Below are 24,371 nucleotides of genomic sequence, written 5' to 3'. Positions count from 1 at the left end.
CCTCGATGCGCGTGACGGGGACCCCAACGGCGGGATCCAACGGCAGTTCCGATGACGGGTTCCGACACCGTATCCGAAGGCACGCGCCGAGCCGCCCATGCTAACAAGACTGCGAGTCGATCATGTCCAAGCCCAGTGAGCGCATCGTCGTATTCGTCACGACCGCGCAGAAACGTGCGATCACCGCGACTGCCGAGGATCTGGGCATCAGCGTGAGTGAACTGATGCGGCGCGCGGTGCTGAGCTTCGGCGCGACCAGCGAACAGGTCAAGGCCGCGAGCATCGTCGACCGGCTGCGCGCGCCGCGCGCGCCCGATCCGCTGAACGCGGCGCTGCAGCGCGTCGCGCGCGGTACGCGCTATGCGCGCGCCGCGCTGCCGGTAGCGCTGCAAGCGGATGAGAAAGACGCGGCGGCTCCGGCGGCTGCCGGCGCGGCCGAGGCCGTGGATTCGCCCTCGATGCAGCAAGCCGGTCGCCCCGCTCCCGTGACCGACGCTGTGGATGCCCCCGCCCCGCTGCTTCCGGCGGGCGTCGCCGCCGCGCTCGCCGCCGAGCAGGACGAACAGGCCGCGGCCACCGCCGAAGCCGTCGCGCGTCTGACGGCAGCACGAGCCGCCGAAAATGCGGAAAACGCCGAAGCGGACGCAATCGACAACGCCGCGTCGAAACGGCTGCCCGGCACGTCGGCGCGTCTGCGCAACTCACTCAAGCGCCGCCCCAACGACCAGGACTCCGACGACGAACCGCACAGCGATCCGAGCGCCGAAGGCGGCCGTTTCGCGTGACGCAAAGCGTGACGGAAAATTACTGCGCATCGAGCCGCAATCACTGCATCCGAGCGAGCAGGCGAGCGTACGCAACGAGTCCCCGTTGCATATCGTTACATCAGTGACACCTGCGTGAAACGCCGCTCGGTAACGCCCGCCCACACCCGCAAACAGCGGCTTTTCGCGCATCCTTCGAGCCTTCGGGAAGCCGCATCGATTAAGCCATCTTTAAGACAGCCGGTGGTGTAATATCCGCCGTCAAGTCCATGATCCGCCGTCAAGTCCATGCCCATCGCGGCTTTCCATCATCGAGGCAATCCTCAACCGGCATTGCGCCTCAACAAAAACGGACCGCGCTATTGCAATTGGCAAGTGCGCCCCGAACTCCGGTCCGAACGTTGCGCAGCATGGCGCACGGCGGCGTAAAGTAGCAGTAGTTCAAGGCAGTCAGGCGCGCACGCATCGTCGGCGCCGCTCACATTCTCTGGAGGTTTTCATGTCGCTTTTTGACAGCATTTCGCGCACGCTCAAAGGTCTTTTGAACGATGCGGCCGATTCGGTGCAGGATCCGTCGCGCGACTCGCGCCAGATCGTGCGCGAACTCGACGACAGCATCGGCAAGGCCGAAAACTCGCTGATCGAGATTCAGGCGCAGGTCGCCACCCAGCAAAGCAAACGCGATGTTGCCGCGGACAAGGCGAAGAAGTATGAAGACGGTGCTCGCCGTGCGCTGCAGTCCGGCGACGAAGCGCTCGCGCGTGAAGCGCTCGGTGCGCAGGCCACGGCCGAAGCCGAACGCGATGCGCTGACCAAAGAACTGACTTCGCTGGAGCCGTCGGTCGCGCAACTGAAGAGCCAGATCGAGGACATGCGCACGCGCCGCAACGACCTGAACGCGCGCTCGAACATCCTGCAAGCCAAGCAGCAGATCGCGCAGGCGAAAGATACCGCGGCCACCGCACTCGGCGGCATCGGCGGCACGAACCTGTCCGAGGATTTCCAGAAGCTCGAAGATAAAGTCGCGCTGTCGAACGCGCGTTCCGACGCACGTCTGAACTCCGCCGACGAGAAAAGCGGCAAGGCGCTCGACGACAAGCTCGCGGATCTGAACCGCGGCCCGTCCGTCGATGATCGGCTCGAAGCGCTGAAGAAGCAGCTCAATACGCCGGCGCAGTAAATGCCGGATGCGTGTACTTCCTCGCAGCAAGTACACGCAGCAATGACAGCAGTAGCAGTACATGCCGGTGCGCTCGCTTCTGAACGCACCGGCATACCGGCCGCCACAGGCGGCCACCGCAATCGACTGATGGAGACGGGCGCGCCCCGCCCGGTCCGCAAATGAAAAAACTTTTCGCAACCGCCTTCGCTTCGCTGCTGCTCGTGTCGGCCGCGGCGTTCGCGGTGCCGAGCGCCCAGCAAATCGAATCGGCGATGTCGCAGGGCAACTGGCAGCAGGCCGACGCCGGCCTCACCGAAGTGTTGCAAGCGCATCCGAACAACGCACACGCGCACTATCTGTACGCCCAGGTGCTCGATCGCGAAGGCCGTTCCGCCGAGGCGCTCGCGCAGCTCCAACAGGCAAAGACGCTCGATCCGCAGATCCGCTTCACCGACCCGAGCCGCTTCGCGCAAACCGAAGCGCGCCTGCGCCGCGACGCGGAACGCGCGGGCGGCAACGTCACCCGTCACGCCGCGAATCCGTTCGCGCAGCAGAATGCGCCTGCTGTGCAGCAACAGTCGGCGATGATGTCGCAAGCGCAACAACGGCATGGTCCGGGGGTGGGTATGTGGATCGGTATCATTGTTCTGATCGCGGTGATCGCGCTCGTGCTGCGCTGGACCTTGCGCCGCGCGCGCAGCCAGGAAGACACGCGCGCCGACGAGGACCGCCGCGCGCAATTGAAGCGCGCCACCGACATGCTCAACGCGGTGCGTTCGATCAAGCTCGACGTGAAGCTATCCACCGCGCCGGGTCACGAGTTGCTCGAGAAAGACGTCGAAGCGACCGAAGAGCAGTTGCGCGGCGCCGTCGAAACGCTGTCGAACGGCAAGAATCCGCTGCCGCCCTATGCACTCGACGAGTTCGAGCAGCGCATTGCGAGCCTGCGCGCGCGCGCCGACGGCCGGCCCGATCCGACCGCCGCGTCCGTGGGCAGCGCTCAGCAATCGACGTACGCGCAGGAGGCCGAGCGCTTCGGCAACCCGCAACCGCCTTATCCGCAACAGGGTCCCTATCAGCAGCAGCCGCAGGTCATCGTGCAGCAAGGCGGTGGCATGGGTGGCGGCATGGGCGGCCTGCTGACCGGCGTGCTGCTTGGCGAGGCGCTCAGTCATGGGCGTGACCGCGTAGTCGAGCGCGACGTGGTCGTCGACCCCGACGAACTGCGCCGGGGCGGCAACGACGGCGGAAACGGCGGCGGCCTCGACTTCGGTCAGGGTTCGAACGACTGGAACGATGACGGCAGCGGCGGCGGCATCGACATGGGCAGCAACGACGATTCCGGCGGTTGGACCGATACCTGATCGAACCCGATCGATCCGCGTCGAATGAAAAGACAGGCTCCTTCGCGGAGCCTGTTTTTTGTCTGCCGGTTTTGTGTACCGCCTTCGTTCAAGTCAGGCCCGCGCCGACTCCGCCTGGCTACCCTCGTGCTGCGCGAGCACGACCGCCCCCGCAAACAGCCGCACGATGAAACGTTCCGCGTAATCGATCAATGCGTCGCGGCGCGCGCCGTTCGCATCGATGTATTCAGCGGATAGATGAAACAGTTGCAGCACGATCTGCGTGCAGACTTCGTCGACGGTCTCGCGCGCGAGTCGCGGCATCAATTCGAGCTGCACGACGTCGTCCGCCATCTCCGCCGACACCTCGTGCAGGTTCGCGCGCACCGCTTCGCGCAAAGCCGGCGACGTGCCGTGGTATTCGGCCAGCGCGCTCAGGAACGCCTCGCGGTTCGCGAGCGCGAACGCGAAAAACGCGACGCACGCGCGCCGCGGCACGCTGTGCGGTTCGTCGTGCGCGGCGAGCCAGCGCTCGCGCCGCAGCATCGGCCGAAGCCGTCGGCTCACCGAGGCGACGGCTTCATGCGCAAGCTCGTCGAGCGCGCTGAAATGGCGGTAGAACGTGTTCGGATTGAGCCCCGCCTCGCGTGCGAGCTCGCGCAAGCCGAGGCTCGCGAAACTGCGGCCGCCGGCGGTCAACCGCAGCGCGGCTTCGATCAGTTTGCGCTTGCCGGGCGGCAACTCCGGGCCGGCGACGGACGCTGCTTCGGGGACGGTCGTCATCGTGCGTTCAATCGTCGCGCGGTATGCGCGTTTAATAGCTGCACTCTAAACGATCTTGACGCGATGTGTACAGTTGTCTACCCTGCGCGTTAAGCCGTGTGTAGACAGCTGTAGACGCGCGATTTCGCCCCTGCCCGTCGCGCCGCGCGAGTCCAGCGCGCCGTAGCCGCTATCGTTTCACCCGCCGCTTTCGCCCCGTGCCGGAGACCGCCGTGACGCCCGCCCCTTCAGCTTCATCCACCGCGCTGCGCATTGCGATCGTCGGCAGTGGCTTTGCCGGCATCGGCATGGCCATCCGTCTGCAGCAAATGGGCATCACGTCGTTTACGGTCTATGAGGCCGCGAGCGGCATCGGCGGCACGTGGCGTGACAATACCTACCCCGGCGCGGCCTGCGATGTCCCCTCGCATCTCTACTCGTTCTCGTTCGAGGCGAATCCGGCGTGGTCGCGCTCGTTCAGCAGCCAGGCCGAAATTCTCGCGTATCTGCGGCACTGCGCGCACAAGTACGGCGTCGATCGCTACGTGCGTTGCAATGCGAAAGTGAGCGCCGCGCGCTTCGACCAAGCGCGGCAGATCTGGCTCGTCGAGCTCGACACGAACGGCGCGCGCGAAATCGTCGAGGCCGACGTGCTGATCGCCGCGAACGGTCCGCTGTCGCGTCCCGCGCTGCCGCGCATCGCCGGCATCGAACGTTTCGAGGGCAAGCTGTTCCATTCGGCGCGCTGGGATCATGCCTATCCGCTCGACGGCAAACGCGTCGCGGTAATCGGCACGGGCGCGAGCGCGATCCAGTTCGTGCCGAAAATCCAGCCGCGCGTCGCGCATCTGGCTCTGTTCCAGCGCACCGCGCCGTGGGTGATGCCGAAGCGCGACAAGCCGATCGGCCTGCGCGCGCAATGGCTGTTCCGTACGCTGCCGTTCACGCAGCGCTTCGTTCGCAGCGCGATCTATTGGCAGCTCGAGTCGCGTGGGATCGCGTTCGTCGTCAATCCGAAGCTGATGAAGATGCCGATGAAGTTCGGTCTCAGCTATCTGCAGCGACGCGTCAAGGACCCGGCGCTGCGCGCGAAGCTCACGCCGAACTACCGGCTCGGCTGCAAGCGCGTGCTGCTGTCGAGCGACTATTACCCGGCCGTCTGTCAGCCGAACGTCGACGTCGTGACGAGCGGTATCCGCGAGATCGTCGCGGATGGCATCGTGACCGACGACGGCGTGCACCACCACGCGGACGCGATCATCTGCGGCACCGGCTTCCAGGTCAACGACGTGCCCGCGCCGTTCGAAGTGACCGGCCTCGACGGCACCGACCTCAGCACGCTATGGCTGCGCGATGGCCCCGAGGCCTATCTCGGCACGAGCATCGCGAACTTCCCGAACTTCTTCATGATCGTCGGCCCGAACACGGGGCTCGGCCATAACTCGATGATCTACATGATCGAGTCGCAACTGCGATATATCGGCGATTGCCTGCGCGTGCTGCGCAAACAGAATGCGCGCACGATGACCTTGCGCGCCGACGTGCAGCGCGATTTCAACACGCGTTTGCAACAGGAGATGCGGCACGCGGTGTGGACGAGCGGCTGCCACAGCTGGTATCAGACGCAGAGCGGCAAAGTCACCGCGATCTGGCCCGGCTTCACGTTCAGCTTTCGCAAGCGTACGCGCCGCGTGCGGCCGCAGGATTACCGCTTCGCGCGCTGAGTCCGCACAATGGCAATCCGGCGCCGCGGGCATGGGCCGGCGCATTCGTTACCCGCCACCGCCCAGCAACTGCAACAGCTCCCATAGAAACTTCACGATGATCACGATCAGTTCCCACAGCCGATAGAGCGGCTGCCAGTCCAGCACGCGCAGAAGGGACTCGATCATCGCTATCGTCAGAAGAAGTGAGGGCCGCGATTTCCAGTTCGATCACGCGTGGTGCGCGATGCCCGCGCGTCGCGCAAGCTCAAACCGCCATCACGGCCCGCCTGCGCTCCGCGCGCTGCATGAAGAAATTCGCCGCGACGACGCCGACCGTGACGACCGCGATGAACAGCGTCGCGAGCGCATTCATCTCCGGGTTCAGACCAAGTCGCACGCGCGAGAACACGACAAGCGGCAAGGTCGTCGAGCCGGGACCCGACAGGAACGCGGACAGCACCACGTCGTCGATCGACAGCGTGAACGACAGCAGCCAGCCCGCCACCAGCGCCTGTGAAATCAGCGGCAGCGTGACGAAGAAGAACACGCGCAGCGGTGTCGCGCCGAGGTCGAGCGCGGCTTCCTCGAGCGACGGATGCAGTTCGCGCACGCGCGATTGCACGATGATCGCGACGTACGAAATACACAGCATCACGTGACCGATCCAGATCGTGAAGATGCCGCGTTCGGCCGGCCAGCCGATCCAGCGCGCCATTTCGATGAACAGCAGCAACAGCGAGATGCCCTGAATCACTTCGGGGATCACCAGCGGCGCGTTGATCATGCCGGTGTACAGCGTGAAGCCGCGAAAGCGCCCCATGCGCGCGAGCACGAAGCCGGCCCACGTGCCGATGATCACCGACGCGAACGCCGTGAGCAGGCCGATACGCAGCGACAGCCACGCCGCCGTGATCAGCTCGCCGTCCTGCAACAGCGCCGCGTACCAGCGCGTCGAGAAGCGCGTCCACACCGTCACCAGTTGCGATTCGTTGAACGAATACACGACGAGGCTGACGATCGGGATATACAGAAACAGAAAGCCTATGCCCAGAGCGATCAGCTGCAGCATGCGATTCGGCTTCATTGGCGGCCCTCCTCCAATGCCTTCGCCTGCGCATGCTGGAACAGCGCCATCGGCACCAGCAGCAGCAACACCATCGCGCATGTGACGGCGGACGCCATCGGCCAGTCGGCGTTGTCGAAGAACTCATTCCACATCACGCGGCCGATCATCAGCGTGTTCGCGCCGCCGAGCAGCTCAGGAATCACGTACTCGCCGACTGCCGGAATGAACACCAGCAGACAGCCGGCGATGATGCCGTTCTTCGACAGCGGCAGCGTGATCTGCCAGAACGCCTTCCACGGCTTCGCGCCGAGGTCGTAGGCGGCTTCGAGCAAGGTCAGGTCCATTTTCACGAGATGCGCGTACAGCGGCATCACGAGAAACGGCAGGTACGAATAGACCATGCCGATATAGACCGCCGTGTTCGTGTGATACAGCTCGATCGGCGAATGGATCAGGCCGACCGACATCAGGAAGTTATTCAGCAGCCCGTTGTTCTTCAGAATGCCGATCCATGCGTACACGCGGATCAGGAACGAGGTCCAGAATGGCAGCATCACGGCCATCATCAGCAGATTGCGGGTGGCCGGATTGGAGCGCGCGATGTAGTACGCCATCGGATAGCCGATCAGCAGACACAGCACGGTCGAAATCGCCGCGACCACGACCGAATTCACATAGGTCGCGAAGTACAGGCTGTCGGTCAACAGAAACGCGTAGTGCGACAGATCGAGCGTGATGTGCAGCGCGCCTTCCGCGAAGGTGACGAGCTGCGTGTACGGCGGAATGCCGAGCTGCGAATCGGCGAAGCTGATCTTCACGACCAGCAGGAACGGCACGAGGAAAAACAGCAGCAGCCAGATGAACGGCCCCGCCACCACCGCGGTGCGTCCCCTGAACTTCAGACGCCGCATGGGCCACGCGAAAAACGACGAAAGCGCCTCTTTCATGACGTCAGCACCACGCCGGCCGATGCGCTCCAGCGCACGTAGACTTCGTCGCCCCAGGATGGCGGATCGATTTCGGTGAGCGCCAGGCTCGTCACGTTCGCGATCACGGTCTTGCCGCCGTCGAGCTTCACGTGATACAGCGAATAGCCGCCCATGTACGCGATATTCGTGACGACGCCCCTGCCCCAGTTGTAGGCGCCCTCCGGCGGCTTACGCGTGAGGGCGATGCGTTCGGGGCGCACCGAGATCGTCACCGGCATGCCGAGCGGACCGGTGATGCCGTGATTGACGTGCAAATGGCACGTCAGATCCGGCGTTTCGATGAACACGTGATCGGGCTCGTCCTCGACCGTGCGGCCTTCGAACAGATTGGTCGAGCCGATGAATTCCGCCGAGAAACGGCTGTTCGGGTACTCGTAGACTTCATGCGGCGTGCCGAGCTGCACGATCTGGCCTTCGCTCATCACGGCGAGGCGGTTGGCCATCGTCATCGCTTCCTCCTGATCGTGCGTGACCATCATGCAGGTGACGCCGACCTGGTCGAGAATGTTGACGAGCTCGATCTGCGTGCGTTGGCGGATCTGCTTGTCGAGCGCCGACATCGGCTCATCGAGCAGCAGCAGCTTCGGCCGCTTGACGAGCGAGCGCGCGAGCGCAACGCGCTGCTGCTGCCCGCCCGACAGCTGATGCGGCTTGCGCTTCGCGAAGCGGCCCATCTGCACGAGTTCGAGCGCGTTGTGCAGGCGATCTTTCAGCTCGGCCTTCGGCACACCTTCCTGCTTGAGGCCGAACGCCACGTTGGCCTCGACAGTCATGTGCGGAAAGAGCGCGTACGACTGGAACATCATGTTGACCGGCCGGCGATACGGCGGCAGTTGCGCGAGATCTTCGCCATCGATCAGGATCTTGCCCGATGTCACGGTTTCGAGCCCGGCCATCATGCGCAGGAGGGTCGACTTGCCGCAGCCCGAGCTGCCGAGCAGCGCGAACAGCTCGCCCTTCTTCACCGTCAGATTGACCCCTTTGACCGCGACGGTCTCGCCGAACTTCTTCACGACATCGACGATCTGGATGAACTGCTCCGCTGCGTCGCCCGTCACGGCGTTCGAGCCCGTCGACGGCACGGCCGTCCCGGCCAGCGCGCCCGGCTGGTCACTACTCATCATAATGCTGCTTCACTCCGGCGTTTGACGAACAAAGCCCCCGGTGAACACCGAGGGCTTCATAGGCTGCTTATCTGTTTGTTGGCGCGCTTAGCGGCCGGACTTGAACTCGGTCCACAGTCGCGTTTGCAGCCGCTGGATTTCCTGCGGCAGCGGTTTCAACAGGAACAGCGTCTTGATGGTTTCCGGCGACGGGTACACGGCCGGATCGTTCGCGACGTCCTTGTCCACGTACTTGCGCGCTTCCATATTGACGCTCGGGTAGTACACGGCGTTGGTGATCGCGGCGTTCACCTGCGGCGTCTCGATGTAGTTGATCCACTCGAGCGCGGCTTCCTTGTGCTTCGCATCCTTCGGAATCGCCATCACGTCGAACCACACCGGCGCGCCGCCCTTCGGCACGAAGTACTCGATCTTGTACGGCTTGTTCGCCTCGATCGCGCGATGCTTGGCGATCACGACGTCGCCCGACCAGCCGTACGCGAAGCAGATGTCGCCGCCGACGAGGTCGTTGATGTAGCCCGACGAGTTGAACTGCGTGATGTACGGGCGGATCTTTTTCAGCATCGCGAGCGCGGCGCGGTAGTCGGCCGGGTTCGTGCTCATCGGGTCTTTGCCTATGTAGTGCAGCGCGGCTGCGAACATCTGGTCCGGCGCGTCGAGCACCGACACGCCGCAGGCCTTGAGCTTCGAGATGTTTTCCGGCTTGAACAGGATGTCCCAGCTATCGAGCGGCGCGTCCTTGCCGAGGATCTGCTGGACCTTCGTCACGTTGTAGCCGAGGCCGGTCGTGCCGTACGCCCAGGGCACCACGTACTTGTTGCCCGGATCGGCGCCGGCGACGAGCGCCATCAGCGACGGGTCGAGGTACTTCAGGTTCGGCAGCTTCGATTTGTCGAGCGGCTCGAAGATGCCCGCGGCGATCTGCTTGCCCGCGTAGTTGCTGGTCGGCACGACGATGTCGTAGCCCGAGTGACCGGTGAGCAGCTTCGCCTGCAGCGTGTCGTCGCTGTCGTAGTTGTCGTACTTGACCTGGATGCCGGTCTGTTTGGTGAAGTTCGGTATCGTGTCCTTCGCGATGTAGTCGGACCAGTTATACACGTTGAGCTGCGTATCCTTCGCAGCGGCCGTCAACCACGGCGCCGCGCACAAGATCAGCGCCGCCATATGCCCCACTATCCGCTTGTTCATCCCGTTCTCCGATCTCTCGTCACTCAAGCCGCGCCGTCGCCCGCACGGTCCCCTGAAAACCCCGAAAACTACCACCAATTATTGCCCGCACAAAAAAAAACCCGGAGCTGTCGCGCAAACGGTACAGGCTCTGGCCGCACCCTTGCAAAATGGCCGAAATTTTAACGGGTTATCGGCCCGTGTCTACCGAAAAATACGCGGTCGTCGGCCGCGCTTTATCCGCGCTGGGCACAGGCTGCGAGGGTTTCATCGCGTCGCTGTTATCTGGTTGTCAGCTCGGCGTTGGCTCGCACCTGGGCGGTGCGCCGCTCTGGCGCGCGCGAGTGCCGGACGGTGCTTGCCGGTGCAGAGCCGCGTCGGCGTCCGGCGCGCCTTTCATGCGCCGCGGCGCCGCCACGAATGCTCCTATCATGATCTTTTGATGCGTATTGCGCGACGTCGTCGCGCGACGGCCGGCCAGCCGCTGCGCGCGTGCGATCGGCATTTGACTTGCAACGGGATGCGTTTCCCACAAGCTCTGGCACGATGAACACCAATCCTTTCGCGATGCGTCCCGACCGGCGCCGGCGCCTGCCGGAGCAGAAAGGCGGCCGCAGGCTGGAGGCGGTGATCGCCTCGCTGATCGGCTTCGTCGGCCTGTGCTTCGTCGTGCAGCTCGCGCTCGCGCGGCCCGACTGGCACGCGGCGCTCGCCGGCACCGCGCCGAGCCTGGAGCTGATCAGAAGCGCGGGCATGCTGTGGCTAGCGGCCGGCATCGTCGGCGCGACGGTCATGCCGCACAACCTGTATCTGCATTCGGCGCTGGTCAAGCATCACGCGCCCGACAGCAGCGACGCGCAGATCAAAGCCGCGCTGCACGTCGTCAATCTCGATACTTTCGGCTCGCTTGCGTTCGCGTTCGTGATCAACGCGGCGCTGCTGATCGTCGCGGCGGCCGTGTTCTATGCCAGCGGTCATCGCGACGTGACCGATCTGGCCGATGCGCATCGGCTGATCGCGCCGCTCGTCGGCAGCCGCTGGGCCGGCATCCTGTTCGCGACGGCGCTGCTCGCGTGCGGACTCAGCGCGACCGTCACGGGCACGCTGGCCGGTCAGACGGTGATGGAGGGCTTCCTGCGGCTGCGGTTACCGCGCTGGAAACGCGCGCTGCTCACGCGTGCGCTCGCGATCGGGCCGGCCCTGCTCGCGGTGGGCGTGTTCGGCCAGCATGGCTCGAATCAGTTGCTGGTCGCGAGCCAGGTCGTGCTGAGCCTGCAATTGCCGCTCGCGGTCGTGCCGCTGATCCGCTGCGCGTCCGATGCGGCGCTGATGCGCGGCTGGCGCGTGCACGGCGTGCCGCTCGTGCTGTCATGGCTGTCGGCGGCGTGCATCATTGCGCTCAATGGCGCGCTGATGTGGCAACTGGCGACTTCGGCGTGATCGCAGACGCAAAGGTCAGCGCAATTGACATGAAGTTCGCACGACGCTGAGCGACGCATGCAAGGCGCACGGCGCGCATCGGTTAACATAGCGGGACTTCGCCTCCCCGCCTCAAGGTTTCCGATGACTTCGAATCTCCACGATCTTCCCGACAGCCCGTGCATCGGTGTCTGCTCCACGCTCTTCGACGAGGTCTGTAAAGGCTGCGGCCGCACCGCCACCGAAGTGTCGAACTGGGTGTTTCTGAGCGACGAGGAAAAGCGCGCGATCTGGACTCGGATCGAACGGGAAGGCACGGCGATGCGGTTTCAGAACGACAAGGTGTGAGCGTGTTCGTTGCGCGCATCGCACGTTGACGCGACCATAAAAAAAGCCCGCTTCGACGAAGCGGGCTTTTTGCTGTGACGCGATTCGATCAGCGTGAACCGAAGCGCTTATTGCACGCCTTGACTCGTCAGGAAGTCCTCATAGTTGCCACCGAAGTCGTTCAGCGTGCCATTGGTCTTCACTTCGATGATCCGGTTCGCGAGGCCGCTCACGAACTCGCGGTCGTGGGAGACGAAAATCAGCGTGCCGTCGAACTTGTCGAGCGCGATCTGCAGCGACTCGATCGACTCCATATCCATGTGGTTGGTCGGCTCGTCCATCAGCAGCACGTTGTGGCGGCCCAGCATCAGCTTGCCCCAGATCATGCGGCCCTTCTCGCCGCCCGACAGCACCTTGACCGACTTGCGGATGTCGTCCGCATTGAACAGCAGCCGGCCGAGCGTGCCGCGCACCATCTGCTCGTCGTCGCCTTCCTTGCGGTACTGGTCGATCCAGTCCATCAGCGTGACGTCGCCCGGAAACTCTTCGTACGTGTCTTGCGGCATGTAGCCGACGTTGGCGTTTTCCGCCCACTTCACCGTGCCGTGGTCGAGTTGCAGATTGCCGAGCAACGAGCGCAGCAGCGTGGTCTTGCCCGCGCCGTTCTCGCCGATGATCGCGATGCGCTCGCCCGGCTGCACGCTGATGCTGAAGTTATTGAAGATCGAGCGCTCGTATTTCTTGGAGATGCTGTCGGCGACCACCGCGATGTTGTGCAGCTTCTTCTCGAACTCGAAGCGGATGAACGGGTTCTGCCGCGACGACGGCTTGAATTCCTCGATCTTGATCTTGTCGATCATCTTCAGACGGCTGGTGGCCTGGCGCGCCTTCGACTTGTTCGCCGAGAAGCGGCGCACGAAGTCCTGCAGATCGGCCACGCGCTCCTTCGCCTTCGCGTTGGCGGCCTGCTGACGCTCGCGCGCCTGCGTGCTGGCGAGCATGTAGTCGTCGTAGTTGCCCGGATAGACCTTCAGCGTGCCGTAGTCCATGTCGGCCATGTGGGTGCAGACCTGGTTCAGGAAGTGCCGGTCGTGCGAGATGATGATCATCGTCGAGTTGTACTGGTTGAGAACATCTTCCAGCCAACGGATCGAGTTGATGTCGAGGTTGTTGGTCGGCTCATCCAGCAGCAGCACGTCCGGCTTCGAGAACAGCGCCTGCGCGAGCAGCACGCGCAGCTTCCAGCCGGGCGCCACGTTGCTCATCGGGCCGTTGTGGTCTTCGATCGCAATGCCGATGCCGAGCAGCAGCTCGCCCGCGCGCGCTTCGGCCGTGTAGCCGTCGTACTCGGCGAACTTCGCTTCGAGCTCGGCCGCGTGCATGTAGTCGTCGTCGGTCGCGTCGGGGTTCGCGTAGATCGCGTCGCGCTCGGTCATCGCGGCCCACATTTCGGCGTGGCCCATCATCACGACGTCGAGCACGCGCACGTCTTCGTACGCGAACTGGTCCTGGCGCAGCTTGCCCAGACGCACATTCGGCTCGAGCATCACGTTGCCCGAGCTGGGCTCGAGATCCGAACCGAGAATCTTCATGAAGGTGGATTTACCGCAGCCGTTCGCACCGATCAGGCCATAGCGATTCCCTCCCCCAAATTTGACCGAAATGTTCTCGAAGAGGGGCTTCGGCCCGAATTGCATGGTGATATTGGCAGTAGACAGCACAGCGCGTCCCTTTGAATGTGATATCGGCGAAAAACCCAATATTTTAGCAGGTTTGGAGTTTTCAACCGGACAGTTGTTCCGGCGCGGCCCGCGTCACCCGCTCGAGCCGCCGCGCGGCGTCTGCAGAATGTCGATGAAGGCCGAGAAATCCGCGTCGGCGAGCCCCATTGCCGCACCCAGTCGCAGCAATTGCTGGACCGTCGACGCGACCGGCATCGGCGTGCCGGTCTCGTAGGCGCTCCCCCGCCGGGCCGAACACGATCTGCTCGACCGCGCGCGTGCGGTTCCACACATGCACGCTATGACCCGCGCGCAGCAGGTGCCGGATCATCGGCGCGCCCATCAGGCCGGGGCCGCAAAAACCAGTTTCCACGTTCGAACCTCGTCGGTTATCAGATTGAATGGCTTATGTTGCGTACGGATGATAGCGACCGCGCCAGGCGCTTAAGTCGCGCGATACCGGGCATGCGATGTGCGGTATCGATGGTTCGAGCGGCGACGTCTGGTCCGCCGCGCAGGCGATTGCGCTGGCGAGGACGCATATGTCCGTCGGACTGCGCGAACCGTTGCCTATACTTTTTTCCATGCACGTTTCCGAGCAGCGTTTTACTGACCAGCGGCGCACACCAAGGAGGAACTCATGTCAGAACACGTTTACAAGAAGATCGAACTGACCGGTTCGTCGAAGAAATCGATCGACGACGCGATCACCACCGCGATTGCCAAAGCGTCGGAAACGCTGCGCAATCTGCACTGGTTCGAGGTCACGGAAACGCGCGGCCAGATCGAGAACGGCAAGGTCGCGTACTGGCAGGTAACGCTGAAGGTCGGCCTGCGCATCGAGGACTGAGCGGCGACCGCACGACACGCTTGCCCGCTGATACGCGCAAGCCGCAAACAGAAAAGCTGCGTCCAGGCGGGGCTGGACGCAGCTTTTTTTCAACAACGGACCGCCCGATTTACTTCGGCAGCGACCCGTCGACACCCTCCACGTACCAGTTCAGGCGCTGCAGTTCCGCATCGGTCAGCGTCTTGCCTTCAGGCACCTTCACCGTGCCCGACTGATCCTTGATCGGGCCCGTGAACACGTCGCGCTTGCCGCTCGCGAGTTCGTCGCGCTTCGCGGCAACCTGCTTCTGCCCATCGGCCGGAATCGCCGACGTGTTCAGGTCCTCGAGGTTGACAGCCTTCTGCGGAATGCCCCACCACACCGGATCGTTCTTCCACTTGCCGTCGAGCACCTGCTGGATCACCGCGCTGTAGTACACGCCCCAGTGCGCGACGACCGAGCCGAGATGCGCATCGGGACCGAACTTCTTCATGTCCGAATCCCAGCCGAACGCGTGCACGTGCTTCTCCGACGCGGTCGCGAGCGTCGCGCTCGAATCGGTGTTCTGCAGCAGCACGTCGGCGCCCTGGCCGATCAGCGTTTCGGCGGCCTGCTTTTCCTTGCCCGGATCGAACCAGCTGTTGATCCAGATCACCTTCGTATGCACCTTCGGATTCACCGAGCGCGCGCCGAGCGTGAACGCGTTGATGTTGCGCACCACTTCCGGAATCGGCACCGACGCGACGAAGCCGAGCGTGTTGCTCTTCGTCACGTAGCCCGCGGCGACGCCGGCCAGATACGCGCCCTGATACATGCGCACGTCGTAGGTGCCGAAGTTCGGCGCCTTCTTGTAGCCGGTCGCGTGCAGGAAGATGGTGTCCGGGAAGTCCTTCGCGACCTTCAGCTCGAAGTCCTGGTAGCCAAAGCTCGTGCCGAAGATGATCTTGTTGCCCTTGTTCGCGAGATCGCGGAACACGCGCTCGGAGTCGGCCGATTCCGGCACGTTCTCGACGCGCGTGATCTTGATCCTGTTGCCGAACTTCGCTTCGGCTTCCCGCGAGCCCTGATCGTGCGCGTAGGTCCAGCCGGCATCGCCCGGATTGCCGAGATAGACGAACGCGACGCCCGGCACGTCAGCGGCCTGCGCGGTTTGCGCGAGCGGCGCCGCAAGTGCCAGCGACGCCGCACCCCAAGCGAAAGCGGTCAGCAGATTTCTTCTCTTCATGTTTTTTTCCTGTCGTAATGAGCGAATAGTTTGAGCGGAGCGATCAAGAACCTGTGTCGCCGTCAGCCCGCCGAGAAAAACGGCTTGCCGAGCGACGCGGGTGCATTCAGGCGAATCGTGTTCGGATTGCGCGAGATCAGCGCGAGCACGACGATCGTCGCAACGTACGGCAGCATCGCGAGAAACTGCGTCGGCACCGGCACACCGATCGCCTGCGCATAGAACTGCAGCCCCGTCACCGCGCCGAACAGCAGCGAGCCGATCAGCAGTCGCCCAGGGCGCCACGTCGCGAACACCACGAGCGCGAGCGCGATCCAGCCGCGGCCCGAGGTCAGGTTCTCCTGCCACAGGTGCAGATTGACGATCGAATAGTAGCCGCCCGCGAGCCCCGCCATGCCGCCGCCGAACGCGACCGCCCCATAGCGCACGCCGACCACCGGAAAGCCGACCGAATGCGCGACCTGCGGCGATTCGCCGACCGAGCGCAGCACGAGTCCCGCGCGCGTGCGATAGAGGAACCAGCCGATCGCGGCGAACATCAGGAACGCGAGGTAATCGAGCGGCGTGAGGGTAAACAGCGCCGGGCCGAGCACCGGGATGTTCGACAGGCCGGGGATCGTCCACGTATCGATCGTCGCGCGCACCGCCGCCGACGTGTACGGCTTGCCGACGTACGCGGACAGCCCGATGCCGAAGATCGTCAGCGACAGGCCGGTCGCGACCTGGTTGGCGAGCATCGTCAGCGTGAGGAACGCGAACAGCAGCGACATCGCGAGACCGGCGCCGATCGCGGCGAGCACGCCGAGCCACGGGCTGCCGGTGATCGACGTGACCGCGTAGCCGCTGACGGCGCCCATCAGCATCATCCCTTCCACGCCAAGATTGAGTACGCCCGATTTTTCGGCGACGAGTTCGCCGGCGCCCGCGAACATCAACGGGATCGACGCGGTGATCGCGCTCGACGTGAGCGCGCTGGCTTGCTGGATATCCATATCGAGTCTGAAAGCGGATTAGCGAGCTGATTGGCAAACTTAACGAGCCACTGCTGCGGCCGAGCGGCGCCGCACGCGGTAGTTCACGAACAGGTCGGCGCCGAGCAGGCAGAACAGCAGCAGCCCCTGGAACACGCCCGAGAGCGCCTGCGGCAATTGCATCGAGGTCTGCACCGCTTCGCCGCCGAGATACAGCAACGCCATCAGCAGACTGGCGAGCACGATGCCGAGCGGATGCAGCCTGCCGACGAACACGACGATGATCGCGGTGAAGCCGTAGCCCGGCGACCACGTCGCCTGCAACTGGCCGATCGGACCGGCGATTTCGCCCATACCGGCGAGGCCCGCGAGGCCGCCGCTAATCAGCAGCGACGTCCAGATCGTCTTCTTGTCGGAGAAACCGGCGTAACGCGCGGCGAGCGGCGCAAGTCCGCCGACGTTCATCCGGTAGCCCGCGAAGCTCTTGCGCATGAACAGCCAGACGAGCGGAATCGCGATCAGCGTGAGGAACACGGACGCGTTCAGGCGCGTGCCACGCAGAAATTTCCAGTGCCAGTCGCCATACAGCGTCGGAAACAGCGCGTCGCCGCTGAACATCTCCGACAGCGGGAAGTTCATGCCCTGCGGATCGCGCCACGGGCCGCTCACGAGATAGATCAGCAGTTGCGTCGCGACGTACGTGAGCATCAGGCTCACGAGAATCTCGTTGGTATTGAAGCGGCTCTTCAGAAACGCGGGAATCGCGGCCCACGCCATGCCGCCGAGGATGCCGGCCGCCATCATGGTCGGCAGGATCCACCAGCCGCTCGCCTGATCGAAATAGATCGCGACGCCGCTCGCCGCGATGCCGCCGAGCAGCATCTGCCCTTCGGCGCCGATGTTCCACACGTTCGCGCGATAGCCGATCGCGAGACCGAGGCCGATCAGGCACAACGGCGACGCCTTCAGCAGCAGCTCCGACCAGCCGTTGATGCTGGACAGCGGCTCGATGAAAAACCCGTGCATCGCCTGCACCGGGTCGCGGCCGACGAGGCCGAAGATCAGGAAGCCGATCGCGAGCGTCAGCAACGCGGCGATCAGCGGCACGGCGAGCTGCATCGTGCGCGACGGCGACGTGCGGGCTTCGAGTCGATAGGGAAGCATCATGGGTAGCGTGTATTTGTTCGGGTTCTGTTCTTCAGGGTCCGCATTCGCGTGCGTGGTTAGCGTCTCGGCGTGGCCGGCGGGCAACGCCTCGACTCATGCATGCGCCGGCTGATCCGCCGCGGGCGCCGCGCCCTCGCGGTCGCCGAACAGCCCCGCCATCCAGCGGCCGATTTCCTCGGCGTTGGTCGCACCGGTCGCGCGCACCGGTGAAAGCCGCCCGCCCGCGAGCACCGCGATGCGATCGCAGATATCGAACAGCTCTTCCAGTTCCTCCGAGATCACCAGAATCGCAACGCCGCGCGCCGACAGATCGAGCAGTTGCTGACGGATGAACGCCGACGCGCCGACATCGACGCCCCACGTCGGCTGCGCGACCACGAGCACCTTCGGCGCCTGCAAAATCTCGCGGCCCATGATGTATTTCTGCAGATTGCCGCCCGACAGACTTTGCGCGAGCGCGTCGGGGCCGCCGCAGCGCACGTCGAACGCGTCGATGCAGCGCTTGGCGAATGCGCGCATCACACCCGTTTTGATCCAGCCCGAGTTGACCATGCTCTGCCGATGCGCGGTGAGCAGCGCGTTGTCGGCGAGGCTCATCGCCGGCACCGCGCCGCGGCCGAGCCGCTCTTCGGGCACGAAGCCGAAGCCGAGCGCGCGCCGCCCGCCCGCGCCGAGGCGCGCGGCCGGTTTGCCGCAGATCGTGATCGCGTCGGCCGGCAGGCTGCGTTTTTCAGCGCGCTTCTCTCCGGACAACGCCGCGAGCAGTTCCGCCTGCCCGTTGCCCGACACACCGGCAATGCCGAAGATCTCGCCCGCATGCACGCTGAACGACACGTCGCGCAACGAGGTGCCGAACGGATCGTCGCTCGCGACCGACAACTGCCTGACATCGAGCAGCACCGCGCCCGGCTTGTGCTCGCGCCGCGTGTAGTCCGGCAGCGAGTGGCCGACCATCAACTGCGCGAGCGAGGCATGCGTCTCGTTCTTCGGCGTCACATGGCCGGTCACGCGACCGCCGCGCATCACCGTCGCGGTGTCGCACAACTCCTGGATTTCGTCGAGCTTGTGGCTGATGTAGAGGATGCTGCAGCCCTCGGCCGCGAGCCGGCGCAGCGTCGTGAAGAGCTTGCGGACCGCCTGCGGCGTCAGTACCGAGGTCGGTTCGTCCATGATCAACAGACGCGGATTCTGCAGCAGGCAGCGCACGATTTCGACACGCTGCCGCTCGCCGACGGTGAGGCTGTGGACATGCCGCTGCGGATCGATGTCGAGCCCGTAGTCGGCCGACACCTCGCGAATGCGTTTGGCCAACGTCTTCAGATCGAACGGTTCGTCGAGCGCGAGCGCGATGTTTTCGCCGACCGTCAGCGTCTCGAACAGCGAGAAGTGCTGGAACACCATGCCGACGCCGAGCTTGCGGGCGGCCGCCGGACTCGCGATGTCGACCGTCTCGCCTTCCCAACGGATCTCGCCGGCGTCGGGTCGCACGGCGCCGTAGATGATCTTCATCAGCGTGCTCTTGCCCGCGCCGTTCTCGCCGAGCACCGCGTGGATTTCGCCGGGCGCGACGACGAGCGTGACGTCGTCGTTGGCGCGCACGGCCGGGTACTGCTTCGTGATGCCCGTCAGCGCGAGCCGAGGCACCGCCTGGCCGGTGAGTTGCGCGCCGTCGCTAAGTGGAGTGTCGCTCATGAGATTCCGTAGTGCGTTCGTGACGCTGCTTGCCGCCTGCTTGCCGCCTGCATGCCGCCGGCGGGCGATCCGTCACCACAACCGGATGACAATACCTAATTCGCCCCACTCAGTCGAGTTGACAAAATTCCCGCAAACCCCCGCCGCTACAAGCTCTGCGGGTATGTCGCCCTTGACGCCGTTTTTCGTCCATATTAAAACGCATATACCCCCACGTTCGTTCGATCAGCCAGCACATATATTCGGAGAATCCATGAGCCAGCAACGCGAGGCGATCGACACGTACCTGCTGCGCGTGTTGCACACGCTGCTGATGGAGCGCAGCGTCACCCGCGCCGCCGTCAAACTGAACCAGTCCCAACCTGCCATCAGCGCGGCGCTGCGCCGTCTGCGCGACATCACCGGCGACCCGCTGCTGGTGCGCGGCAAGTCCGGCATGGTGCCGACCGAGTACGGTCTGCGCCTGCTCGAACCGGTGCAGAACGCGCTGCGCGAAATCGAGCGCATCAAGTTCCAGCAGCACAACTTCGATCCGGCCACGTCGATCCGCTGCTACCGGATCGGCTGTCCCGACTACCTGAACGTGCTGTTCGTGCCGACGGTCGTCGAACGTTTCCGCAAGGCCGCACCGAACGCGACGCTCGAATTCCATTCGCTCGGCCCCGCGTTCGACTACGAACTCGCGCTCGAGGACGGCAAGCTCGACATCGTGGTCGGCAACTGGCCGGAGCCGCCCGAGCAGTTGCATCTGTCGAACCTGTTCGTCGATCAGATCGTGTGCCTGATGAGCAACACGCATCCGTTCGCCAAACGCGGCGGGCTCACGCTCGACCAGTACCTGAACGCGCCACATCTCGCGCCGACGCCGTATTCGGTCGGCCAGCGCGGCGCGATCGACGTGCATCTCGCGCGCGAGCGGCTCAAGCGCCATGTGGTCGTCACGTTGCCCTACTTCAATCTCGCGCCGTACGTGCTGATCAAATCCGATCTGATCTTCACGACGACGCGCCTCTTTGCCGACTACTACGCGAAGTTCCTGCCGCTGACCGTGGTGGCCGCGCCACTCGACTTTCCGCCGATGCAGTACTACCAGCTGTGGCACGAGCGCGTGCATTACTCCGACGAAGTGCGCTGGCTGCGCGGCCTGGTTGGCGAGGCGACCCGGACGTTGATCGACAAGTCCTGACGCCGCATGCGGCGCCGATCGCACTGGCGCCGCCGCTCACGGATCAGCGACTCGCGGCTTGCGCGCGGCGCGGCGCGAGTGCCGCCCGTTCCGCTCGAGTTCAAGCGGCCGCCTCGTAAAGCTGCCGCGCGAGCGCGTTATGCCGCTCGATCACCGGCCCGAGTTCGAGCGTCGCCAACTGCCCATTGTTCACCACCACCTTGCCGTCGATCACGCTATGGCTGACCTGCGACGGCGCGCAGAATACCAGCGCCGCCACCGGATCGTGCAGTGCGCCGGCGAAGTGCGGCTGACGCAGATCGAACGCGACGAAATCCGCGGCCATGCCGGGCGCGAGCGCGCCGATGTCGTCGCGATTGAGCACGCGCGCACCACCCAGGGTCGCGATTTCGAGCGCCTCGCGCGCGGTCATCGCATCGGGCCCAAAACCGACACGCTGCAGCAGCAGCGCCTGGCGCACTTCGGCGACCATCTGCGCACCGTCGTTCGACGCCGAGCCGTCGACGCCGAGCCCGACCGGCACGCCCGCGAGCCGCATGCGCTTGACCGGCGCGATGCCCGACGCGAGCCGCATGTTCGAGCACGGACAGTGCGCGACGCCGGTGCCGGTGCGCGCGAACAGCGCAATGCCCGCGTCGTCGAGTTGCACGCAGTGCGCATGCCATACGTCATGCCCGACCCAGCCGAGATCGTGCGCATACTCGGCCGGCGTCATGCCGAACTTCTCGCGGCTGTACTCGACGTCGTTGAGATTCTCCGCCAGATGCGTATGCAGCGACACGCCGTACTGGCGCGCGAGCGCCGCCGATTCGCGCATCAGGTCGCGGCTCACCGAAAACGGCGAGCACGGCGCCACGACGACGCGCAGCATGGAGTAGCGCCCATCGTCGTGATACGTCTCGATCAGACGCTGCGTGTCCTTCATGATGTCCGCTTCGCGCTCGACCACCGAATCGGGCGGCAGGCCGCCGTCCTTGCGTCCCACGCTCATGCTGCCGCGCGCCGCATGAAAGCGCATGCCGATTCGGCGCGCGGCCGCGATGCTGTCGTCGAGACGGCTGCCGTTCGGATAGATATACAAATGGTCGCTCGACGTCGTGCAGCCCGACAGCAGCAGCTCGGCCATCGCGGTCAGCGTCGATACTTCGATCATGTCAGGCGTGAGGTTCGCCCACACCTTGTACAGGTTCGTGAGCCAGCCGAACAACTCGGCGTTCTGCGCGGCGGGAATCGCGCGCGTGAGGCTCTGGTACATGTGGTGATGCGTGTTGACGAGGCCCGGAATCACGAGATGGCCGTGCAGGTCGAGTACCTGGTCGGCCGTTTGCGGCAGTTGCGTGGTCGGTCCGACCGCGACGATCCGGTTGTCCTCGATATACAGCCCGGCGTCGCGCAGTTCGCGCCGCTCGTCATCCATCGTGACCAGCACGTCCGCGTGCTTCACGAGCATCGTTTTACCGGGTTGTTTCAGTGCTTCATTCATCGTCATTCGTCTGTCCGCCTGATTGCCTGCATGCAAAGCCGTTCGAACGCGATTAGCCCGGTTACCCAGCGTGAGTCGCCGTCTTCGGGGTTGTCCGTGCCAAAGGCCTGCCTTTGTACGGGTGTGTCGCGCCGCACAGCGCTTACCTTCGGTAGCCAAAATCCCGCTGACAACCCGCGCGCGTTGCGATACCCAACTTCACACCGCCAATATAGTGGTGCATTTTTGGCGCCGGTACGATCGGCCGATGAGCCGGCGCGGCTTTCGTCTGGCTGTCCATCATGCGCGAACTATTATCTTTCCTATCGCTCGCGCTCGGGACAGAGCATCCTTTCTACAATGGCTGCCACGGCGCTCGCTTCGATTCGCCGACGGGTATGTAGCCACCGACGTGGAGCCTCGATCCGCCGCAAACGTAATGGATCGGGCCGCCGCCGACACCTCGCATTCACACAAGGACAATTGCGAATGGGCAAGCTCACTACCCACGTGCTCGACACCGCGAACGGCCGTCCCGGCGCAGGCATCAAGGTCGAACTCTTCGCGCTCGCGGGCGACACGCGCCGCGCGCTCAAAACCACTGTCACCAATCACGACGGCCGCTGCGACGAGCCGCTGCTCGAAGGCGACGCGCTCGTCGCGGGCGAGTACGAACTCGTGTTCGGCGCGGGCGACTACTTCGCGTCGCTCGGCACGAAGGTGCCGGAACCACGCTTCGTCGATCGCGTCGTGCTGCGCTTCGGCGTCGCCGATGCCGACGCGCACTATCACGTGCCGCTGCTGGTGTCGCCGTTTTCGTACAGCACGTATCGGGGCAGCTAGCCCTGCTGGATACGAGCCGCGTCCGAACCGGCACGAACAGACCTGGACAGGCACAACGCCCCGCGATACCCATAACAACCCGCGCTGCGTCTTCTATCCGCAGTCGGCGCGATGACCGACGACGTCGAACGTCATCGCGCACGCAACGAATCAGAAGTGGAGGAGTTTCATGGAAGGCTTTATCACCGACTGGTTGAACCTCGCGATTCGCTGGTTCCACGTCATCGCCGCCATTGCATGGATCGGCGAATCGTTTTATTTCGTCGCGCTCGACAATAGCCTGAAGCCGCCGACCGATCCGAACCAGCGCCGTCGCGGCGTGTTCGGCGAGCTGTGGCACGTGCACGGCGGCGGCTTCTACAACATGCAGAAGTACACGGTCGCGCCGCCCGAAATGCCCGAAGACCTGCACTGGTCGAAATGGCCGTCGTACACGACGTGGCTGTCGGGCTTCGGTCTCTTTACCGTGCTGTATCTGTTCTCGCCGAGCACCTACCTGATCGACAGGAACGTGCTCGACATGGGGCCGGTGGTCGCCGTCGCCTCGGCGATCGGTTTCCTCGCGGCCGGCTGGATCGTCTACGACTCGCTGTGCCGCATTCTCGGCACACGCGACAAACTTCTCGGCATCTGCGTCGGCGTTTATGTGCTGATCGCGGCGTATCTCGCCTGCCATATCTTCGCGGGCCGCGCAGCGTATCTGATCGTGGGCGCGATGCTCGCGACGATCATGTCGGCCAACGTGTTCTTCGTGATCATTCCGGGCCAGCGCAAGATGGTCGACGCGATGCTGAAGGGCGACACGCCGAACCCGATCTACGGTAAGCGCGGCAAGCAGCGCTCGGTGCACAACACGTATTTCACGCTGCCGGTCGTGTTCGCGATGCTGTCGAACCACTACGCGATGACCTACACGCATCCGTACAACTGGGCGGTGCTCGTCGTCATCATGCTGGCCGGCGCGCTGATCCGTCAGTTCTTCGTGATGCGCCATCGCGGCCAGGTATTGTGGTATCTGCCGCTCGTCGGCGTCGCGCTGATGTGCACGGCACTCGTGTGGACCATGCCGCGTCCGGTGGTGCCGCAGGCGCAGGCCGCCAACGCGCCGACGCTGAAGGTCGCCGACATCGCGCCGGTGCTGCAGCAGCGCTGCGTGGCCTGCCACTCCGCGCATCCGACGATGATGGGCAGCGCGCCCGCCGGCGTGCTGATGGATACGCCCGACGAAATTTCGCAGAACGCGCAGCGCATTTACCAGCAGGCGGTCACGTTGAAGGCGATGCCGCTCGGCAACGTCACGCATATGACCGACGACGAGCGGATGAAGATCGCCGCGTGGTTCGAAGGCGGCGCGGCGAAGTAAGGACGTCTGTCCGGATCACGGAGCCGGTGCCGAGGCAGAGGCTGGAGTGCGAAGCGGGCTTGTCGCGAGAGCGGCAAGCCCGT

General features: G+C 64.4%; 20 protein-coding genes and 3 pseudogenes. 10 read left to right on the top strand and 13 right to left on the bottom strand.

Annotated elements, in window-relative coordinates:
* The first annotated feature begins 122 nt into the window (after nucleotides 1-122).
* From OKW30_RS07930 to OKW30_RS07920, 3 genes are all read left to right on the top strand, one after another.
* Nucleotides 123-785: a hypothetical protein gene (locus OKW30_RS07930; protein WP_429346429.1), complete on the top strand. Its 663-nt coding sequence runs from the start codon at nucleotides 123-125 to the stop codon at nucleotides 783-785.
* 478 nt (nucleotides 786-1,263) lie between these two features.
* A complete protein-coding gene (locus OKW30_RS07925) occupies nucleotides 1,264-1,944 on the top strand; it encodes a PspA/IM30 family protein (protein WP_187630403.1) in 681 nt (226 codons plus the stop codon).
* A 161-nt stretch (nucleotides 1,945-2,105) separates the two neighbouring features.
* Nucleotides 2,106-3,290 carry a tetratricopeptide repeat protein gene (locus OKW30_RS07920; RefSeq protein ID WP_429346428.1) on the top strand — a complete coding sequence of 395 codons (1,185 nt, stop codon included), beginning with the start codon at nucleotides 2,106-2,108 and terminating at the stop codon, nucleotides 3,288-3,290.
* A 93-nt stretch (nucleotides 3,291-3,383) separates the two neighbouring features.
* On the opposite strand, the gene OKW30_RS07915 is transcribed toward OKW30_RS07920, so the two are convergent.
* Complete coding sequence (locus OKW30_RS07915; RefSeq protein WP_429346427.1) at nucleotides 3,384-4,052, bottom strand: TetR family transcriptional regulator; 669 nt, start codon at nucleotides 4,050-4,052, stop codon at nucleotides 3,384-3,386.
* A 212-nt stretch (nucleotides 4,053-4,264) separates the two neighbouring features.
* Between OKW30_RS07915 and OKW30_RS07910 the strand changes: the two genes are divergently transcribed.
* Nucleotides 4,265-5,755, top strand: a complete 1,491-nt coding sequence (locus tag OKW30_RS07910; RefSeq protein WP_429346426.1) for a flavin-containing monooxygenase — start codon at nucleotides 4,265-4,267, stop codon at nucleotides 5,753-5,755.
* Nucleotides 5,756-6,002: 247 nt separating this feature from the next.
* Here the strand turns inward: OKW30_RS07910 and OKW30_RS07905 are convergent, their stop codons facing one another.
* From OKW30_RS07905 to OKW30_RS07890, 4 genes are all read right to left on the bottom strand, one after another.
* Nucleotides 6,003-6,821 carry an ABC transporter permease subunit gene (locus OKW30_RS07905; protein WP_184066060.1) on the bottom strand — a complete coding sequence of 273 codons (819 nt, stop codon included), beginning with the start codon at nucleotides 6,819-6,821 and terminating at the stop codon, nucleotides 6,003-6,005.
* Complete coding sequence (locus OKW30_RS07900) at nucleotides 6,818-7,750, bottom strand: ABC transporter permease subunit (RefSeq protein WP_184066062.1); 933 nt, start codon at nucleotides 7,748-7,750, stop codon at nucleotides 6,818-6,820. The genes OKW30_RS07905 and OKW30_RS07900 overlap by 4 nt, the downstream gene beginning before the upstream one ends.
* A complete protein-coding gene (locus tag OKW30_RS07895; RefSeq protein ID WP_184022680.1) occupies nucleotides 7,747-8,913 on the bottom strand; it encodes an ABC transporter ATP-binding protein in 1,167 nt (388 codons plus the stop codon). The genes OKW30_RS07900 and OKW30_RS07895 overlap by 4 nt, the downstream gene beginning before the upstream one ends.
* Before the next feature lie 90 nt (nucleotides 8,914-9,003).
* Nucleotides 9,004-10,104: a polyamine ABC transporter substrate-binding protein gene (locus OKW30_RS07890; protein ID WP_184066065.1), complete on the bottom strand. Its 1,101-nt coding sequence runs from the start codon at nucleotides 10,102-10,104 to the stop codon at nucleotides 9,004-9,006.
* A 576-nt stretch (nucleotides 10,105-10,680) separates the two neighbouring features.
* Between OKW30_RS07890 and OKW30_RS07885 the strand changes: the two are divergent.
* Nucleotides 10,681-11,523: pseudogene (locus tag OKW30_RS07885) on the top strand (divalent metal cation transporter); the annotation flags it as partial.
* Between the two features lie 123 nt (nucleotides 11,524-11,646).
* Nucleotides 11,647-11,850 (top strand): DUF1289 domain-containing protein, encoded by a 204-nt coding sequence (locus tag OKW30_RS07880; protein WP_090800501.1) that lies wholly within the window; start codon nucleotides 11,647-11,649, stop codon nucleotides 11,848-11,850.
* 107 nt (nucleotides 11,851-11,957) lie between these two features.
* On the opposite strand, the gene OKW30_RS07875 is transcribed toward OKW30_RS07880, so the two are convergent.
* The 3 genes and pseudogenes from OKW30_RS07875 to OKW30_RS07865 all read right to left on the bottom strand — a co-directional run.
* Nucleotides 11,958-13,550, bottom strand: a complete 1,593-nt coding sequence (locus OKW30_RS07875) for an ABC-F family ATPase (RefSeq protein ID WP_090800503.1) — start codon at nucleotides 13,548-13,550, stop codon at nucleotides 11,958-11,960.
* A gap of 93 nt (nucleotides 13,551-13,643) precedes the next feature.
* Nucleotides 13,644-13,790 (bottom strand): annotated as a pseudogene (locus tag OKW30_RS07870) (NAD(P)-dependent oxidoreductase); the annotation flags it as partial.
* Between the two features lie 31 nt (nucleotides 13,791-13,821).
* A pseudogene (locus OKW30_RS07865) lies at nucleotides 13,822-13,923 on the bottom strand (NAD(P)-binding domain-containing protein); the annotation flags it as partial.
* Between the two features lie 267 nt (nucleotides 13,924-14,190).
* Between OKW30_RS07865 and OKW30_RS07860 the strand changes: the two are divergent.
* Nucleotides 14,191-14,400 (top strand): dodecin, encoded by a 210-nt coding sequence (locus OKW30_RS07860; RefSeq protein WP_018435559.1) that lies wholly within the window; start codon nucleotides 14,191-14,193, stop codon nucleotides 14,398-14,400.
* Between the two features lie 109 nt (nucleotides 14,401-14,509).
* On the opposite strand, the gene OKW30_RS07855 is transcribed toward OKW30_RS07860, so the two are convergent.
* The 4 genes from OKW30_RS07855 to OKW30_RS07840 form a co-directional block, all read right to left on the bottom strand.
* On the bottom strand, nucleotides 14,510-15,604 hold the full coding sequence (locus OKW30_RS07855; RefSeq protein ID WP_187630398.1) for a BMP family ABC transporter substrate-binding protein: 1,095 nt from the start codon (nucleotides 15,602-15,604) through the stop codon (nucleotides 14,510-14,512).
* Nucleotides 15,605-15,666: 62 nt separating this feature from the next.
* Nucleotides 15,667-16,596: an ABC transporter permease gene (locus tag OKW30_RS07850; protein WP_090800507.1), complete on the bottom strand. Its 930-nt coding sequence runs from the start codon at nucleotides 16,594-16,596 to the stop codon at nucleotides 15,667-15,669.
* Between the two features lie 39 nt (nucleotides 16,597-16,635).
* Nucleotides 16,636-17,742 (bottom strand): ABC transporter permease, encoded by a 1,107-nt coding sequence (locus OKW30_RS07845; RefSeq protein WP_429347736.1) that lies wholly within the window; start codon nucleotides 17,740-17,742, stop codon nucleotides 16,636-16,638.
* Nucleotides 17,743-17,835: 93 nt separating this feature from the next.
* Nucleotides 17,836-19,434, bottom strand: a complete 1,599-nt coding sequence (locus tag OKW30_RS07840) for an ABC transporter ATP-binding protein (protein WP_429346425.1) — start codon at nucleotides 19,432-19,434, stop codon at nucleotides 17,836-17,838.
* Nucleotides 19,435-19,687: 253 nt separating this feature from the next.
* Between OKW30_RS07840 and OKW30_RS07835 the strand changes: the two genes are divergently transcribed.
* Complete coding sequence (locus tag OKW30_RS07835; protein ID WP_184022674.1) at nucleotides 19,688-20,620, top strand: LysR substrate-binding domain-containing protein; 933 nt, start codon at nucleotides 19,688-19,690, stop codon at nucleotides 20,618-20,620.
* A 100-nt stretch (nucleotides 20,621-20,720) separates the two neighbouring features.
* Here OKW30_RS07835 and OKW30_RS07830 read toward each other — a convergent pair whose 3' ends face one another.
* Complete coding sequence (locus tag OKW30_RS07830) at nucleotides 20,721-22,109, bottom strand: 8-oxoguanine deaminase (RefSeq protein WP_429346424.1); 1,389 nt, start codon at nucleotides 22,107-22,109, stop codon at nucleotides 20,721-20,723.
* Nucleotides 22,110-22,571: 462 nt separating this feature from the next.
* On the opposite strand from OKW30_RS07830, the gene uraH reads away from it, so the two are divergent.
* Nucleotides 22,572-22,925, top strand: a complete 354-nt coding sequence (gene uraH / locus OKW30_RS07825; RefSeq protein WP_018417696.1) for a hydroxyisourate hydrolase — start codon at nucleotides 22,572-22,574, stop codon at nucleotides 22,923-22,925.
* A 169-nt stretch (nucleotides 22,926-23,094) separates the two neighbouring features.
* The gene (locus OKW30_RS07820) at nucleotides 23,095-24,288 is read left to right on the top strand and encodes a urate hydroxylase PuuD (protein WP_184066073.1); all 1,194 of its coding nucleotides are present in this window, start codon (nucleotides 23,095-23,097) and stop codon (nucleotides 24,286-24,288) included.
* Nucleotides 24,289-24,371: the final 83 nt, after the last annotated feature.

The organism is Paraburkholderia sp. Clong3 (assembly GCF_050436485.1).
GTDB lineage: Bacteria > Pseudomonadota > Gammaproteobacteria > Burkholderiales > Burkholderiaceae > Paraburkholderia > Paraburkholderia tuberum.
This window is presented reverse-complemented; position numbering and strand designations above follow the sequence as displayed.

Excerpts from the sequence above, each read along its gene's own strand:
- OKW30_RS07840 (WP_429346425.1), bottom strand. The coding sequence starts at position 19,434 with ATGAGCGACACTCCACTTAGCGACGGCGCGCAACTCACCGGCCAGGCG.
- OKW30_RS07830 (WP_429346424.1), bottom strand. The coding sequence starts at position 22,109 with ATGACGATGAATGAAGCACTGAAACAACCCGGTAAAACGATGCTCGTG.
- OKW30_RS07835 (WP_184022674.1), top strand. The coding sequence starts at position 19,688 with ATGAGCCAGCAACGCGAGGCGATCGACACGTACCTGCTGCGCGTGTTG.
- OKW30_RS07820 (WP_184066073.1), top strand. The coding sequence starts at position 23,095 with ATGGAAGGCTTTATCACCGACTGGTTGAACCTCGCGATTCGCTGGTTC.
- OKW30_RS07860 (WP_018435559.1), top strand. The coding sequence starts at position 14,191 with ATGTCAGAACACGTTTACAAGAAGATCGAACTGACCGGTTCGTCGAAG.
- OKW30_RS07930 (WP_429346429.1), top strand. The coding sequence starts at position 123 with ATGTCCAAGCCCAGTGAGCGCATCGTCGTATTCGTCACGACCGCGCAG.
- OKW30_RS07855 (WP_187630398.1), bottom strand. The coding sequence starts at position 15,604 with ATGAAGAGAAGAAATCTGCTGACCGCTTTCGCTTGGGGTGCGGCGTCG.
- OKW30_RS07905 (WP_184066060.1), bottom strand. The coding sequence starts at position 6,821 with ATGAAGCCGAATCGCATGCTGCAGCTGATCGCTCTGGGCATAGGCTTT.
- OKW30_RS07925 (WP_187630403.1), top strand. The coding sequence starts at position 1,264 with ATGTCGCTTTTTGACAGCATTTCGCGCACGCTCAAAGGTCTTTTGAAC.
- OKW30_RS07890 (WP_184066065.1), bottom strand. The coding sequence starts at position 10,104 with ATGAACAAGCGGATAGTGGGGCATATGGCGGCGCTGATCTTGTGCGCG.
- OKW30_RS07845 (WP_429347736.1), bottom strand. The coding sequence starts at position 17,742 with ATGATGCTTCCCTATCGACTCGAAGCCCGCACGTCGCCGTCGCGCACG.
- OKW30_RS07850 (WP_090800507.1), bottom strand. The coding sequence starts at position 16,596 with ATGGATATCCAGCAAGCCAGCGCGCTCACGTCGAGCGCGATCACCGCG.
- OKW30_RS07900 (WP_184066062.1), bottom strand. The coding sequence starts at position 7,750 with ATGAAAGAGGCGCTTTCGTCGTTTTTCGCGTGGCCCATGCGGCGTCTG.
- OKW30_RS07915 (WP_429346427.1), bottom strand. The coding sequence starts at position 4,052 with ATGACGACCGTCCCCGAAGCAGCGTCCGTCGCCGGCCCGGAGTTGCCG.
- OKW30_RS07895 (WP_184022680.1), bottom strand. The coding sequence starts at position 8,913 with ATGAGTAGTGACCAGCCGGGCGCGCTGGCCGGGACGGCCGTGCCGTCG.
- OKW30_RS07880 (WP_090800501.1), top strand. The coding sequence starts at position 11,647 with ATGACTTCGAATCTCCACGATCTTCCCGACAGCCCGTGCATCGGTGTC.
- uraH (WP_018417696.1), top strand. The coding sequence starts at position 22,572 with ATGGGCAAGCTCACTACCCACGTGCTCGACACCGCGAACGGCCGTCCC.
- OKW30_RS07920 (WP_429346428.1), top strand. The coding sequence starts at position 2,106 with ATGAAAAAACTTTTCGCAACCGCCTTCGCTTCGCTGCTGCTCGTGTCG.